Origin of the sequence: Streptomyces chryseus, assembly GCF_014650755.1 — a bacterium.
Lineage (GTDB): Bacteria > Actinomycetota > Actinomycetes > Streptomycetales > Streptomycetaceae > Streptomyces > Streptomyces chryseus.
Genome location: NZ_BMVO01000036.1, coordinates 24,834 through 38,240 on the forward strand (window position 1 = coordinate 24,834; position 13,407 = coordinate 38,240).

16 protein-coding genes and 2 pseudogenes are annotated in these 13,407 nt (G+C 68.9%); 8 read left to right on the forward strand and 10 right to left on the reverse strand.

From position 1 onward, the window contains the following. Positions 1 to 100 precede the first annotated feature (100 nt). Both IE185_RS30680 and IE185_RS30685 read right to left on the reverse strand, forming a co-directional pair. Entirely contained in the window at positions 101 to 1,024 is a 924-nt protein-coding gene (locus IE185_RS30680) for an aminoglycoside phosphotransferase family protein (RefSeq protein ID WP_138893925.1), read from the reverse strand. Between the two features lie 132 nt (positions 1,025 to 1,156). After that, positions 1,157 to 1,483: a hypothetical protein gene (locus IE185_RS30685; RefSeq protein ID WP_170198244.1), complete on the reverse strand. Its 327-nt coding sequence runs from the start codon at positions 1,481 to 1,483 to the stop codon at positions 1,157 to 1,159. 155 nt (positions 1,484 to 1,638) lie between these two features. On the opposite strand from IE185_RS30685, the gene IE185_RS30690 reads away from it, so the two are divergent. From IE185_RS30690 to IE185_RS30700, 3 genes are read left to right on the forward strand one after another with little or no spacing between them, the layout of a single operon-like run. After that, positions 1,639 to 2,289: a TetR/AcrR family transcriptional regulator gene (locus tag IE185_RS30690; protein WP_138893923.1), complete on the forward strand. Its 651-nt coding sequence runs from the start codon at positions 1,639 to 1,641 to the stop codon at positions 2,287 to 2,289. Continuing rightward, entirely contained in the window at positions 2,279 to 2,896 is a 618-nt protein-coding gene (locus tag IE185_RS30695; RefSeq protein ID WP_138893922.1) for a hypothetical protein, read from the forward strand. The genes IE185_RS30690 and IE185_RS30695 overlap by 11 nt, the downstream gene beginning before the upstream one ends. Further along, positions 2,889 to 3,494, forward strand: coding sequence for a GNAT family N-acetyltransferase (locus IE185_RS30700; protein WP_138893921.1), 606 nt, complete (start codon positions 2,889 to 2,891; stop codon positions 3,492 to 3,494). The genes IE185_RS30695 and IE185_RS30700 overlap by 8 nt, the downstream gene beginning before the upstream one ends. 61 nt (positions 3,495 to 3,555) lie before the next feature. Here IE185_RS30700 and IE185_RS30705 read toward each other — a convergent pair whose 3' ends face one another. The 3 genes from IE185_RS30705 to IE185_RS30715 form a co-directional block, all read right to left on the reverse strand. Further along, positions 3,556 to 4,137, reverse strand: a complete 582-nt coding sequence (locus IE185_RS30705; RefSeq protein WP_138893920.1) for a TerD family protein — start codon at positions 4,135 to 4,137, stop codon at positions 3,556 to 3,558. Between the two features lie 49 nt (positions 4,138 to 4,186). Continuing rightward, a complete protein-coding gene (locus IE185_RS30710; protein ID WP_138893919.1) occupies positions 4,187 to 4,441 on the reverse strand; it encodes a twin-arginine translocase TatA/TatE family subunit in 255 nt (84 codons plus the stop codon). Between the two features lie 77 nt (positions 4,442 to 4,518). After that, positions 4,519 to 5,094: a TerD family protein gene (locus IE185_RS30715; RefSeq protein WP_138893918.1), complete on the reverse strand. Its 576-nt coding sequence runs from the start codon at positions 5,092 to 5,094 to the stop codon at positions 4,519 to 4,521. A gap of 243 nt (positions 5,095 to 5,337) precedes the next feature. Between IE185_RS30715 and IE185_RS30720 the strand changes: the two genes are divergently transcribed. The 3 genes from IE185_RS30720 (at position 5,338) to IE185_RS30730 (ending at position 8,193) form a co-directional block, all read left to right on the forward strand. Then, positions 5,338 to 5,739 (forward strand): BlaI/MecI/CopY family transcriptional regulator, encoded by a 402-nt coding sequence (locus IE185_RS30720; RefSeq protein WP_138893917.1) that lies wholly within the window; start codon positions 5,338 to 5,340, stop codon positions 5,737 to 5,739. Positions 5,740 to 5,742: 3 nt separating this feature from the next. Next, on the forward strand, positions 5,743 to 6,675 hold the full coding sequence (locus IE185_RS30725) for a M56 family metallopeptidase (RefSeq protein WP_138893916.1): 933 nt from the start codon (positions 5,743 to 5,745) through the stop codon (positions 6,673 to 6,675). Positions 6,676 to 6,849: 174 nt separating this feature from the next. Continuing rightward, on the forward strand, positions 6,850 to 8,193 hold the full coding sequence (locus IE185_RS30730; RefSeq protein WP_229843787.1) for an LCP family protein: 1,344 nt from the start codon (positions 6,850 to 6,852) through the stop codon (positions 8,191 to 8,193). Between the two features lie 89 nt (positions 8,194 to 8,282). Here the strand turns inward: IE185_RS30730 and IE185_RS30735 are convergent, their stop codons facing one another. From IE185_RS30735 to IE185_RS34075, 3 genes and pseudogenes are all read right to left on the reverse strand, one after another. Continuing rightward, on the reverse strand, positions 8,283 to 8,546 hold the full coding sequence (locus IE185_RS30735) for a GlsB/YeaQ/YmgE family stress response membrane protein (RefSeq protein ID WP_138893914.1): 264 nt from the start codon (positions 8,544 to 8,546) through the stop codon (positions 8,283 to 8,285). 47 nt (positions 8,547 to 8,593) lie between these two features. Then, a pseudogene (locus tag IE185_RS30740) lies at positions 8,594 to 8,839 on the reverse strand (TerB family tellurite resistance protein); the annotation flags it as partial. Between the two features lie 52 nt (positions 8,840 to 8,891). Further along, positions 8,892 to 8,978, reverse strand: a pseudogene (locus IE185_RS34075) (VOC family protein); the annotation flags it as partial. A 289-nt stretch (positions 8,979 to 9,267) separates the two neighbouring features. On the opposite strand from IE185_RS34075, the gene IE185_RS30750 reads away from it, so the two are divergent. Both IE185_RS30750 and IE185_RS30755 read left to right on the forward strand, forming a co-directional pair. Then, positions 9,268 to 9,438 (forward strand): hypothetical protein, encoded by a 171-nt coding sequence (locus IE185_RS30750; RefSeq protein ID WP_170198243.1) that lies wholly within the window; start codon positions 9,268 to 9,270, stop codon positions 9,436 to 9,438. Between the two features lie 171 nt (positions 9,439 to 9,609). Further along, positions 9,610 to 10,509, forward strand: a complete 900-nt coding sequence (locus IE185_RS30755) for a helix-turn-helix domain-containing protein (RefSeq protein WP_138893941.1) — start codon at positions 9,610 to 9,612, stop codon at positions 10,507 to 10,509. Between the two features lie 834 nt (positions 10,510 to 11,343). On the opposite strand, the gene IE185_RS30760 is transcribed toward IE185_RS30755, so the two are convergent. Both IE185_RS30760 and IE185_RS30765 read right to left on the reverse strand, forming a co-directional pair. Continuing rightward, the gene (locus IE185_RS30760) at positions 11,344 to 11,562 is read right to left on the reverse strand and encodes a hypothetical protein (RefSeq protein WP_138893913.1); all 219 of its coding nucleotides are present in this window, start codon (positions 11,560 to 11,562) and stop codon (positions 11,344 to 11,346) included. Positions 11,563 to 12,505: 943 nt separating this feature from the next. Further along, positions 12,506 to 12,919: a preprotein translocase subunit TatB gene (locus IE185_RS30765; RefSeq protein WP_138893912.1), complete on the reverse strand. Its 414-nt coding sequence runs from the start codon at positions 12,917 to 12,919 to the stop codon at positions 12,506 to 12,508. Between the last annotated feature and the right edge of the window lie 488 nt (positions 12,920 to 13,407).

A 13,407-nucleotide genomic window follows, 5' to 3' on the forward strand; every position in this document is an offset into this window, starting at 1 on the left:
CAACAAGATCGTGTTACGAGCTCCTACTGTGGTGAGACGATTCGGCCGTTTGGAGGGGCGTGAATGCTGGGCTGTGGATCTTCGTCTCTCCAGGGTGGGGTCACCGGTTCAGCAGCGACTCTGCGATGGCGACGGAGGCCGGGGCGAGCGCGGTCTCGCCGTCGTCGATGTCCCACAGCGAGTTCTGCAGCAGCCTCCCCAGCGTCCAGCCGGTCGCACGTGCGCGGTCCAAGCCGAGGGTCTCGGTGAGCAGATCGAAGCGGCGCCGTACCACGCGCGGAGTGTCGCCCGTGGCGACGACGTCGTCCCACCGGCTGTCCAGGGCGGGCCACAGGTCGAAGCCGGGATCCCCGGCGAGCGGCTCGGGATCGATGGCGAGCCACGGTTCGCGCTCCGCTGCGAGAACATTGTCGTAGTGCAGATCCCAGTGCAGCATCCGGTCGCCGGGTTCGCCGACCAGGTCGGCCACCGCCGAGGCCCAACCGCGCAGGAGTTGCTGGTCAGAAGGGTCGGCCAGAGCTGTGACGGCATGCGGAACGTGCTCCAGCATGTCGGTGGCGATGTCACCGAGGCTCCGCAGACCGTGCGGCGCGCGGACGGAGACCAATCGGGCCTGAAGCTTGGCGAGGATGCTCATCGCGACGTCGTCGTCCTCGATCGAGGTCAGCGTGCGGGTGCCGTCCAGCCGTTCCAGGAGCATGGTGCTGCTCTCGGGATCGTGGTCGAGCAGCCGCACCGTCCCCTCGCCGTTCCAGGTGCGCAGTCCGATGCGTGCGGCGGCGGTCTCCTCCCTGGGCATCTGGAATTTGAGAACGGCGCGTGTGCCGTCCTTGCGCAGCACTGGCAGTACCAACGAGGCTTCCCCCGCTCCGGGCTCGCCGTCCCGTTTCAGCTCCCAGCGGTCCAGTACTTCCGCGGCCAACGCGGGCAGTGCGGCAATCCAGACTCTTCCTTGCTCGCCAAAGGTCCTGGCGTACGACGCTGCCAGGGGGTTCGGGACCTCGACCGCTTTGGGCGCGCTCATGTCGGATTTCCTTCAAGCGGGAGTCGATTCCCGCCGCAACCTACCGGAGGACCGCGGACCGCCTTCCCGACGCGGACGGCCCGCTACGTCAATATCGTTCACCAGCCCTCTTCCGCAAGAGCCACCACACGGTCATGTTCGGGTCTTGGTGAAGCGTCTCCAGCCGATGAGGCCGCAGGCTAGGGCGATCAAAGCATCGTGCAGGTCGAGGCGTCGCTCCCAGCGGACGGCCAGGCGCTTGAAATGGTGCACCAGCGAGAAGGTCTGCTCGACGACATAGCGGAGCTTGCCCAGGCCCTTGATGTTCGGGGCACCCTTGCGGGAGATCACCGGCAGGATCCGGCGCCTGCGCAGCTCGCGGCGGTCGGGGTTGCTGTCGTATCCCCTGGCTGTCGCCGAGCAGGGCGCGCCGGGTCCGACACCGCGGGCGGCTGGCCTGGCCGGCGGCTTCATCGGCATTCACCGACGGGGGGAGTCAAGCACGGCCAGTCATCGTCGATTCCCCGCGGCGCGCCGAACGCCATCAGCCTGCTCCGATGCCCAGTCTGACCGCCCGCAAGGCGGGTGGACCAGTAGAGTGTACTGATGGTACACTCTAGCGGTACTCTGCGGTTATGCCTCTTCCCCGTTTCGATCGCCTGCCCGCCGAGCGCCGGGAGCTCATCCTGGGGGTGGCGCGCCGGCACTTCGCCGAGCACGGCACCGAAGGCGCCTCCTACAACAAGATCATCGAAGCTGCGGGGGTCTCCAAGACCGCCGCCTACCACTACTTCGACGGCCGTGAGGACCTGCTCGTCGCGGTCCTCGACGGGGTGCTCGAGCGACTGCTCGACGCCCTCGGACCCTGGGTCCCGGCCCGTGACGAGGCCGACTTCCGGTCCCGGTTCGCCGCCGGCTCCGCCTCCCTCGCCGCCCACCTGCGGGACCACCCCGAGGACCTGGCCCTCGCCGACGCCGCCATCGGGCGCACCCCCGCGGGCCCGTGGCTCGACTGGTTCGGCGCCCTGGTCACGGACGGGCAGCGGCTGGGGGTGATCCGCACCGACGTGGACCACGGGCTGCTGGTGTCGGTGACCGCGGCGGTCATCCAGGCCGCCGACGCCTGGGCCTTGGCCCGCATGACGACCGAGCCCCTCGCCGAAGCCGCGGATCTCCCGGAAGGCGAAGCCTCGGCACAGCTGTGGAGCCTTCTGCACGGCCTGTGGCGCGGGGCAGCCACCGCGGCCGCCACAGCCGCCGGAGAGGACCCGACCAATGCGCGCTGACCTGCGGATCTCCTGGGAGATACCGGCCACCCCGCCCGGCCTCGCGGGACGCCTGGAGCGGTTCATGGGCCCCGGCAAGTCCCGTTCCGAGTCCGTGGTGGAGACCCTCGGCCTTTTCGGCTGCGCCCTGCTCCTGGCCGCCGGCCTGTGGACGTCGGGGGCCGCACACGACTGGTCCACCGGGCAACTCGCCGTGGTCGCCATGGTCGGACTCGATCTGATCGGCGGAGTGCTGACCAACGCCACCAACGCCGCGAAGCGTTGGTACCACCGGGCCGACCCAGGGGCCAGGCGCGCCCGGTTGTTGTTCGTCGCCGCGCACCTGATCCACCTTGCCGCGATGGGGCTGTTCGTCCTGTCCGGCGACCTCGCGTGGACGCTGACGAACGCCGCACTTCTCCTCGGCGGGGCGTTGGTCGTGGAATTCGCGCCCATGCACCTCAGACGGCCGGTGGCGATGGCCCTGTTGATGGCGGCCGCCCTGACCAACCTGTTCTGGCTGGCGGTGCCCGCCGCGCTCGCCTGGTTCGCGCCGCTGTTCTTCCTCAAGCTGCTCGTCTGCCACCTCGTGCCCGAGGCGCCGCTGGAGCGGAGGCGGGATGTCTGAGGCCTCAGCCGGGGGTTCCTGGCGGATCGACACCGACCCTGACCCGGCCGCCTGCGCCGACCTGCTGACCGCCGCATTCGCCCGGGAGCCCGCCGTCTCCTGGATCTGCGGCGGCTCATCCCCCGTACGCGCCCACTGGTTTTGGGCCACCCTGCGTGCCCACGCCAGCCTCGACGGGGCCCGCCGTACCGCGCTCGTGGGCGCGGACGCCCGGCTCCTCGCGGCGGCCGTCCTCACTCCGCCGGGCGCGACCCCGGCCGCCGGCACCCGCGCCCTCTGGGCAGCCCGTACCGGGCTGCGTTGCGGTCCGCGCGCCCTCGACAGAACCCTGCGCTACCTGGACGCCACCGACGGGGGCGCACCCCCGGGGGCCTGGACGCTGGAGTTCGTCGGGGTCCGTCCCGACCTGACCGGACGCGGCGCCGGGCGCCTGCTGTTGGACCACGTCCTGGCGACCACACCCACCCCCCACGGCCTGTACCTGACCACAACGGACCCGGCGAACGTCCCCCTCTACCACCACTTCGGCTTCACCACACGGCGCCAGACCCCGCTAGGGCCGCTCAGCGTCACGTCCATGAGCCGCGCCGGAGAGTGAGGCAAAGCGCGAGCGTCGAACCAGAAGGCCGGCACAAACACGTGGATGAGGAAGAAGTTCCTTACAGGTGTGTGGCGATGGCCGGCATGAGGTCCTGGAAAGTGCGTCCGTTGGCGGGGCTGCCGATAGCGGCCATCTGCCAGCCGGTGCCGCTGCGCTGGACCTTGGCCATGATCTGTGCGGTGTGGCTGCCGCCGCCGGTGAGGGTGTAGCGGGCGAGTTCCTGGCCGTTGGTTTCGTCGAGTAGGCGGCAGAAGGCGTTGTCTACTTCTTCGAAGGTCTGGCCGGTGAAGGAGTTCACGGTGAAGACGATCTGGTCGACGTGTACGGGCACGCGTTGCAGGTCCACGATGACCGACTCGTCGTCGCCGCCCTGGCCGGCGCCGCCGACGCGGTTGTCGCCGGTGTGACGCACGGAGCCGTCGTCGCTGACGAGGTGCTGGAAGAAGACGACGTCCACCGGCTTCTTGTCGGCGAAGAGGACCGCCGAAGCGTCCAGGTCGATCTCCCGGGCGGTGAGCTTGGCGAGGAAGCCCTTGCGCTGGGCGGCTTTCCAGCCCAGTCCCATCCGTACGACGGTGAGCGCGCCGCCGTCGGACTTGCTCAGGCTGATCTGCTGACCCTTGGTCAGGTTCACGGACATGTGCTGCCTCTTCGTTGGGTCGTGGTGGCTGGGGGCTGTGCTGCTGCGGTCAGGTCCGTACTGGGCCGTTGCCGGTCCCTGTCCCGTTGTCGGGCCGTGCGGCGGTCCTGTCGCCAGGTCGTACCTGGATGATGTGGGGGTCCGGTTGGTGCCCGGCGGAGCCTTCCGCCTTCATGGCCTTGCTCTCGCTCTTGAGGATGCGTGCCGCCTTGCCGGCGTTGCGGGCCAGGTCGGGGAGCTTCTTGGCGCCGATGAAGACAATGACGACGATCAGGAGTATCGCGAGTTCGCTGAGTCCGAACACCGGGTCCGCTCTCTGGGTGTGGTGGGTGAGCCGGGAGCGGGGTGCGCGTCGGGCCCGCACCCCGGGTCGCGCAGGTGTCAGACGTTGACGCCGAAGTCGGCGGCGATGCCGGCCAGTCCGCTGGCGTAGCCCTGGCCCACGGCGCGGAACTTCCACTCGGCGCCGTCGCGGTAGAGCTCGCCGAAGATCATGGCGGTCTCGGTGGCGGCGTCCTCGCTCAGGTCGTATCGGGCGAGCTCGGTGCCGCCGTCCTGGTTGACGACGCGGATGAAGGCATTGCGGACCTGGCCGAAGCTGTGGCCGCGGGCTCCGGCGTCGTGGATGGAGACCGGAAAGACGATCTTCATTACGTCGGCGGGGACGGTGGCCAGGTTGACCTTGATGACCTCGTCGTCTCCCTCGCCCTCGCCGGTGAGGTTGTCGCCGGTGTGCTCGACCGAGCCGTCCGGGCTGATCAGGTTGTTGAAGAAGATGAAGTGCTGGTCGGACGCGACTTTTCCGGCTTCGTTGACCATCAGCGCACTGGCATCGAGGTCGTAGTCGGTGCCGGTCGTCGTACGGACGTCCCAGCCCAGGCCGACCAGGACGGCGGACAGCCCCGGTGCCTCCTTGCTCAGCGAGACATTGCCGCCCTTGGACAGGCTCACACCCATGTCGCTTCCCTTCTCGAAGACCTGGGCCCGAGAACGGGACGCCGCTTCGGACCCTCGTATGACACCATTAGGAATCTACAGCAATGTAGAAACGCGTAGGTGTGCGAACTGGGCATGTCGGCAGGCGCCTTCCGGTCACACAGCCGCCTCGGCCGCTGGGAGAGGCACGCGGCGGGTGACCAGTACGATGCCCCCTCGACGCTCCTACGGTTCGGGGCGGCGGGACGGAAAGGAGGCCGCGCCATGGTTGACGGCACGGAGAAGACGAGCCCGGATGGGCGCGGTCGCAGGCGCCAGGGCGAACTCGAGACGCAGGTGCTGTCGGCGCTCGGCCGGGCACCCGGGCCGGTGACCGCCGCGTGGGTACAGGAGCAGCTCGGCGGCGATCTGGCGTACACCACGGTCATTACGATTCTGACCAGGCTGTACGCGAAGAGGGCGGTGACCCGCACCAGGGCCGGCCGGTCCTTCGAGTGGACGCCGGTGGCGGACGGGGCCGGTCTTGTGGCCATGCGCATGCGCAAGCTGCTCGACACCCAGGAAGACCGCGACGCGGTGCTCTCCAGCTTCGTGTCGTCCCTCTCTTCACACGACGAAGAGCTCCTGCGCTCCCTCCTCACTGAAGCTGACGATCCGGAGCGTTGACCTATGGGCGTGTTCGTCTTCCTGCCCCTGATCCTGCCGCTGACCGCACTGCCGATCGCGCGGCTGGCCGAACAGCATCTGCACCCGCGCAGCGCAGCGCTGTTGCTGACCTGGGTGGGAGCGATCCTCGCCGCGTGCAGCACGCTGTGCCTCGGGCTTCTGGTCGTGGTCGGTACCGCGCAGCTGCCCGGCAACCCGCTGCCCGACAGCTGGTCCGACCCCGAGGTACGGGAAGCGGTCCCCTACGACGAGGTGGCCGGGAAGGCGTCCATCTGCGCCCTCGCCCTCGTGGTCGTGGCGTGCGCGCACACCCTGCGACGGCACTACGGCTTCCGTTCCCGTGCCCACCGCACGCTGGCCGCCCTTCCCGACGCGTCGGAGGTTGCCGTACTCACCGACGAGGTGCCCTACGCGTACGCGCTGCCGGGCTCTCCGGGCCGGATCCTGGTTTCCACCGGCATGCTGTGCGGCCTCGGCGAGGCAGAGCGCCGGGCCCTTCTCGCTCATGAGCGCGCCCACCTCGCCGGACGTCACCACCGGCTTCTGCTCATGGTGCAGCTCGCCGGCTGCGCCAACCCGCTGCTGCGCCCGCTGCGTTCCGCGGTGGGCTACAGCACCGAGCGCTGGGCCGACGAGGAAGCCGCCCGGGTCACAGGGGACCGCAGGACGACGGCCCGCGCCGTGGGCAAGGCGGCGCTGATCTCCCAGCGCGCCGTCGTACCGGGGTTGGCCGCCTTCGCCGAGGCGGGCCCGGTCCCGCGCCGTGTTGCCGCGCTGCTGGGGCCGGTGCCTGCGGCCGGAGGCTGGCCGCCCGCGCTGACCACGGCCGGTGTCGCGGCCATCGTCGCCGCAGCCGGAACGGCCGCATCGACCTTGTCCGCGCTCAACGCGGCGATCGCCCTGTTCTTCATTCTGCAGTCCGCCACCTACGGGTAAGTCGGGGCATCTTACGCCGTACCTGGCTGCCTCTACGCGACTGTAGAGTGCACGCACCGCATGCAGTTGCGGTCGAGGATGGATGAGCACGAAGGCCCGGAGGACGCCAGGGTGGGTACGCAGGACAGGCGACGGGACAGTCGCCGGGCACAACCAACGCGGCGGCGCCGCAAGGTGGCAGAACGGTCCGGGCCGACCCGACGCGGGCGAATAGCCCTGTGGACCGGTGGGGCGCTGGCCGTCCTCGTGCTGGTGACGGCCGGGGTGGGGGCCTGGGTCTACCAGGGCCTGGACGGGAACATCGGTTCCGCGGACGTGGACAACAAGCTGGGCGGCGACCGGCCGGTCAATCTGAGTCCGGGCTCGAAGAACATCCTGGTGGTGGGCTCCGACTCGCGGGACGGCAAGAACGCGAAGTACGGCAAGGACCTGGACACCATGCAGTCGGACACGCTGATGGTCATGCATCTGTCCGCGGACAGAGAGTGGGCCACTGTGGTCTCCTTGCCGCGGGACTCCTGGGTGAGCCTGCCGGCCTGCGACCGCGGCAACGGGACCACGTCCACTCCCCGCCATTCCAAGATCAATGCGGCCTTCGCCATCGGCGGTACGAGCGGCGATGTTTCGGGAGCCGCCGCCTGCACGATCAAGACGGTGGAGCAGTCCACCGGTCTGCGTATCGACCACTTCATGTCCGTCGACTTCCAGGGCTTCAAAGGCATGGTCAACGCCCTCGACGGCATCGAGGTCTGCCCCGAGACGGCGATCCGCGACAAGAAGGCGCACCTCGACATGGAGGCCGGGTGCCAGAGCGTCAAGGACGAGGACGCCCTCGGATACGTGCGCACCCGCTACAGCGTCGGCGACGGCTCGGACCTCGGGCGCATCGGCCGCCAGCAGGAGTTCATGCAAGCCCTCGCCGCCAAGGCGCAGCAGAAGCTCACCAGCCCGACCGCCCTGTACGACTTCCTGGACTCGGCGACCAAGTCCCTGACCACGGACGAGAAGCTGGCGGGGATCAAACCGCTGACCAGTCTTGCGAACGAGATCAAGAGCATCCCGGGTGACCGGCTGACCTTCCTGACCGTGCCTAATTACGGACGCGAGGCGGACGTACCCTCCGACAAGGCCAACGTGGTGTGGCAGTACCCGCAGGCCGCCGACCTGTTCACCTCGCTGGCCAAGGACCACGAGGTCGACAAGAAGAAGCTCGCGGCCGACTCCAAGGCGCCGGTGTACGCCGCTACGGTGCGCGTGCAGGTCCTCAACGGCAGCGGGGTGCCCGGCCAGGCCGCGAAGGTCGCCGAAACGCTGAGGGCGGCGGGCTACAGCATCGCCGGCACCGGCAATGCGCCGGTCTCTGCGGAGAAGACCGCGGTCACCTACCCCCAGGGCCTCGAGCGGCAGGCCGGGGTGCTCGCTTCCCGGGTGCCGGGTGTCGCGGCGAAGCCGGACGCGGACGCCATGGCCGGCGCCGTCACGCTCGTCGTGGGCGCGGACTTCACCGGCCTTCGCTGACGCCGCCGGCCGGCCGGCTCGGGGCACGACGGTGGGCCTGTTGGCTGAGTGCCGCAGGCCCACCGTTTTCCTCAACCCAGTGCGGGGCGTCAGTGCCGGGACTTGAGGCGTTCAAGGGCGGCCACGCCAACGACGGCGAGAGCGATCTGGATCAGCCATTCGATCCAGTCGATGCCCTTGGAGTCAGCGACACCCAGTCCGGCCGCGATGGCCGTGCCCAGGAAGGCAGCGGCGATACCGACGAGGATCGTCCACAGGATGCCGGTGCGCTGGCGGCCCGGCAGGACGAGCCGTCCCAGCACACCGATGATGATGCCGATCACGATCGCGCTGATGATGCCTGAGATCTCCACGCTTGCTCCTCGGATACGTCCTATGAGGTACGTGTGCCCCCCGCTGGTTACAGGTCGAACTCGTGGGGCGGCAGGTCGAGCGTGCAGCAGGCTTCGCGCACGATGGCCTGCTCGTCCTTGTCGAAGTCGCCGTCGGCGCCGCCGATGACGATGCCGATCTGGATGACGGCGCGGGCCTCGGCGGGCTTCTTCTTCGCCTTGGCGATCTCCTGAAGGACGCTGACCTTGCCGAGGTCGAAGTCGGCGGTCAGCTTGTTCAGGTTCTCGTCGAAGCGACGCTGCAAGTCGTCCGCGGCGCTCCAGCATCGCGCCCAAGGCACAGGCCCGCTTGGTCTCCGCATCCATGTCGTCGACTTGCAGGTCCACATGGGCTTGCATCTGCTGCGTGCCCGGGCGTTGAGGCCACACTGAGGGCGTGTGGTCGGCTTCCATCTGAAAACTGAGACTGGGGTGCTCCTGTTCGGGAGCCCGCAGTCAGACCCACTCCGGCTCACTCTCCACTTCCTCCCAGCCCAGCACGCCGGGGCCGGCTCGTGGGTATGGATCTGGTCGTGATCGCTGAGCCTCGTCCGCCACTGACAGCGGGACCGCGGATGCGGTCATGCGGCGCAAGCCTGCACGCCAGGCTTCAGTAGCTGCGAGAGCAAGCCAAGGCGCTCGTTGCCCAGTACCACGAGCTCAAGGACGCCGAAGACGAAGACGGTCTCGTCCGCCGGGCAGCATGCTCACGGCCATCGCCTCCCATCACGACGCCCGAGCCGCCGTCTGTGACCGGCTCGTCACCGCCGAGCCGTCCCTGTCCGACGAACACCGCGGCGAGGCCGAGCATCAACGCGCCAACGCCTACAACGCCCGCAAGTATGCCCTGCTCACCACCCGCAGGACCGCCTGAGAAGCTGCTTCTGCTCCCTCGCCTGACGGTGCCTGCCATGGGGCAAATTACACGGGCAGATTCCGTTTCGGCTGCTCCATGACACGGCGGCCCGGCACACGATCAACACGTCTTGCTCCATGGGAATCTGCGGTCCAGCACGATGACATGGAGCCCGGAGGTACACCGCTCGTGGCGGCGAACAACAACCCCACCGTCAGACGACGCCGTCTTGGAGCCGAGCTTCGCCGGCTCCGCCAGGCCAGTGGGCTCAAGGGCTCCGAAGTGGCCGAGCGGCTCATGGTCTCCCAGCCCAAGATCAGCCATATCGAGAACGGCAACCGTGCCATCAGCCCTCGCGATGTGCGCGACCTGTGCGCGATCTACGGAGTGACGGACCCGCAGGTCATCAACTCGCTGATGCGGATGGCCAGGGAATCCGGGCAGCAGGGCTGGTGGCACGCATACAAAGACATCCCCCAGAGCGTCTACATCGCCCTGGAGACGGACGCCACCTCCCTCTACACCTACGAGTCCATGGTGATCCCCGCTCTGCTGCAGACCCCCGCCTACGCCGACGCGGTCATCGGGGAAACGATTCCCCAACTCACCGCCGAACAGGCCGCCACGCGCCTGAAGGTGCGGCTGCGCCGCCAGCACCGGATCTACGATCCGGTCCGGCCGCTGCGCCTGTGGGCGGTCCTGGACGAATCGGCACTGCACCGCGCCGTCGGCAGTCCCGACATCATGCGTGAACAACTGGAGCACCTGAACGCACTGGGCACCGAGCCGCACATCACGGTGCGGGTCCTCCCCTACGCCGCGGGCGCCCACCCGGGCATGTCAGGACAGTTCTCCATCCTGCAGTTCACCGACAGCCCCGCGGCAGACGTGGTGCACCTGGACCGGTTCACCAATGACCTCTACCTGGACAAACCATCCGACGTACAGCACTACAGCATGCTGTACGACCACCTCCAAGCCCAGGCCCTCGCCCCTTACCGCAGCCGAGGCCTCATCACCGAGGTCACCAAGAGGTACACGCGGCAAACCGCCCCTGAAGCAGCGGTTTCCAGTGCACTCACGTCATGACGGAGACGCTCCGTAGTCGTCTGCGGTGCCGATAGCCCTGTGTGGCCGCTACTGAGCAAACAGACGGACATCCAGGCTGTCGCCGACGGGGAGACTGCCCCGGGCGAACTGAACACAGGCGGCGCAGCGAGCCGACCAGGGGTTCAGCGCCCAGCGGGCTACTGGGTAGCACGGCTCGGGGCCGGCCGCCGCTGCGGCCGGCCCCGGGAGGCCGTGCTCGGAACCCTCCCGGCTCACCACGGTCGCGTGCCCGCAAGGCGCGCCTTGTAACACGCAGAAACTCACGACGCTCCGAGGCGCGAGGTCCACGGCCGGCTCGACGAACTCACCACCCTGGTCACCGAGCGGCTCACCGCGGCCGCCCAGGCCGGACACGTCGAGTGGTCGGCGGTGCGTACCATCGTGGGCCAGGCCGTCGACGAGCTCCGCCGCGAACCGCTCCCCACCACCGGCAACATCGCCGACGACACGGGCGGGGGTGGCGGCGGCGCTCTGGAGCGGGCACCGGCTGACACCGAGCGGCATCCCGCTGACGCGAACGCGGTGCGGCGCCTGGTCGAAGAGATGGCGCCGCCGGCGGCTGACTGGGCCAGATCGCGCTCGAACTCGCCCCTCCCTACCTCTCCGAACAAGAAGCCGTCGACACCATCCTCACCCGGTTCGCGGACGACATCAGCAGCGACACCGAGACCATCCTCGCCGTACGCCGCTACGCGCTCACCGGCGACCGCCGCGCTCTGGAAGGCACCTGGATCTGACCGGGCACGCGGCGGCGGGGCGTCGGTCAATCCTCGGTCTGGAGGAAGACCGCCTGAACTCTCAGGAGTCGGGTTGTCACTTGGCACGCTCCGTACGGCGCTCGGCAAGAGCGGTGCGCGCCTGGCGCTCGTCGAGGAGGAGGCCACGCTCCTCGCGGGCGACGCGCTGGACCTCCTGGACGGTCGCGGCCCGGCCGCCCGGGCTGCGGGTGTGGACGAGCTCGGCCGCGCCCAGGGCGAGCAGCTGCTCGCGGTCGTGCTGCGGGTGCCGGTCGGTTGTGTAGGCGGCAAGCACCCGCTGCTACAGCCCACTCACCGGTCCCCACCTCCTGCCCCCGGCCCAACGGGGCCTGTGACCGCCTGCTCAACGGCGCCAGCGTTCTCGTCCTCGCCGACGGCGGGCCTCAGCCCGTGCGGACCTTGCTCCCCAGGGCGCCTGGCCCCCACTGCCGCCGGCCCCTTGCGGCGGGACTCCTGCCCGATCACGTCGCTTCACCCTCCAGTGCACGGCGGGCACCACTAGCCGCGCCCTTTCTTGGAGTGTTGTACAGCTCACCGGCCCGCTGCAGGGGTAAGGCGCGCAATGTCTCGATCGCGCGGTTGGGCGAGACGCAACACCGCCGCATGCCGGTCCGCGCGGGAGGGCGGCCCGTCCCCTCCCGCGCCCGGTGAACCCCGTGTCGCCGTTTCACCCCACCGAGTCTATGACCGGAGGTTCACCACCACCGTTGAGCCGGGCGACACGCGCACCCTCCCCTCTGGGTTCCATTGCGCGCGTTCCGGGGGCCTCGAAACCGCGCCTCGGCGGGGCCCCCAACCCAGCCAGACCAGGGTGCGGCGTGCGTCGCGACTCTGCATGGCAGCGGCCCACTGAGCGACGCGTGCACCTTCACGGATTCGGGTGCTCGCTCCCAGTGCCCCGACGGACCGCGTCTGGCCCGGGGCCACGATCTCGCCCCAAGCATGGGCCAGGGGCCACGACAACAGAGCCCGCAGCTGCGGGCCGGACGTAGTCGCGTGCCGACCTTGCTGACTCCTGCCGAGCGGAGCGAGGCATCGTCCAGCTCAGCGTGCCCGTGCCGTGTATGGGGCCTGGTCACCCCTGTACCCCGGTTGCGATGGCAGGCCTGGACAGCAGACCGGCAGGCCGTTGACGTAAAGCAGCTCCATGGCTCGCACGACGAAGCGCCCAACCCAGCAAGGGGAAGGGCGCTTCGAAGCACAGCGTCCGGATGGTGTCAGACGCAGATGCTGCCGGCGCAGATGTTGACCTTGACCGGCAGGACGGTGATGCCGAACTTCGTCAGGTAGGTGCTGATCGTGGCCGCCTCCAGGTTCGCCAGCTGCACGGTGACGGGCAGGTTGACGTTGTTGTCGGCCACGTTGACCAGGGCCACTTCCAGGTCGTCGAGCTGAGTGCCGGACAGGACGTTGATGTCCCCGACGTTGACCGTAGTGCCGTTCAGGACGTTGTTGACCGTGATCAGGCCGGAGCAGTTCACCGTGTGGTTCGGGCCGCCGCCCTGGTTGGAGCAGCTGTAGCTGTGCGGGCCGCTGGCCGTCTGCTGCTGGGCCGCAGCCGGAGCGAGAGCCGCACCCACCAGGGACACAGCCAGGCCGGCCGTAGCAGTAAAACGAGCGAGCTTGCGCATAGTCGTCTCCTCAACGTTTTCAGCCGCCGAAGCAAAAGAAACGGCCGGTCGGCCGCTCTTCTTCGGCTGGTCGAATGCGTTGGTAATCCTTGCCCCGGCCCCGTCCTGACCCAAGACGGTATTCGGCTGCCTACCAGCCGCATACCCGGTCTGCGCTCACCGCTGCCACATTCCCCTGGCAAGGCTCATGCGAGGGCCGAAGAACCCGGGATCGCCATGTCGAGCTTCAGCCAATGTCCTCCGCCCGCAAACGGACCCGGCATTCCCGCCACCCGAGGTGAAGCCCCTTGAGGGCCCGCACAGGCGAGGCGGGAACGGGCCACGCTTGAACGATTGAACGCGTCCCAAAAGCGACCGCCCGGAGATAGGGCAACTCTAAATGGTCGAGCCGTGAATAAGCGCTTACCCTCTGGCACCGAAAGCGGCCCTTAGAAGCCGTTGCAGTATCGATCTTGGTGAGCGTGAGTTCGAGGTCGCTGACTCGGTCG

Bases quoted from the DNA above. Each gene is read 5' to 3' on its own strand.
- IE185_RS30680 (WP_138893925.1), bottom strand. From the start codon at position 1,024: ATGAGCGCGCCCAAAGCGGTCGAGGTCCCGAACCCCCTGGCAGCGTCG.
- IE185_RS30685 (WP_170198244.1), bottom strand. From the start codon at position 1,483: ATGCCGATGAAGCCGCCGGCCAGGCCAGCCGCCCGCGGTGTCGGACCC.
- IE185_RS30690 (WP_138893923.1), top strand. From the start codon at position 1,639: ATGCCTCTTCCCCGTTTCGATCGCCTGCCCGCCGAGCGCCGGGAGCTC.
- IE185_RS30695 (WP_138893922.1), top strand. From the start codon at position 2,279: ATGCGCGCTGACCTGCGGATCTCCTGGGAGATACCGGCCACCCCGCCC.
- IE185_RS30700 (WP_138893921.1), top strand. From the start codon at position 2,889: ATGTCTGAGGCCTCAGCCGGGGGTTCCTGGCGGATCGACACCGACCCT.
- IE185_RS30705 (WP_138893920.1), bottom strand. From the start codon at position 4,137: ATGTCCGTGAACCTGACCAAGGGTCAGCAGATCAGCCTGAGCAAGTCC.
- IE185_RS30715 (WP_138893918.1), bottom strand. From the start codon at position 5,094: ATGGGTGTGAGCCTGTCCAAGGGCGGCAATGTCTCGCTGAGCAAGGAG.
- IE185_RS30720 (WP_138893917.1), top strand. From the start codon at position 5,338: ATGGTTGACGGCACGGAGAAGACGAGCCCGGATGGGCGCGGTCGCAGG.
- IE185_RS30725 (WP_138893916.1), top strand. From the start codon at position 5,743: ATGGGCGTGTTCGTCTTCCTGCCCCTGATCCTGCCGCTGACCGCACTG.
- IE185_RS30750 (WP_170198243.1), top strand. From the start codon at position 9,268: ATGCTCACGGCCATCGCCTCCCATCACGACGCCCGAGCCGCCGTCTGT.
- IE185_RS30765 (WP_138893912.1), bottom strand. From the start codon at position 12,919: ATGCGCAAGCTCGCTCGTTTTACTGCTACGGCCGGCCTGGCTGTGTCC.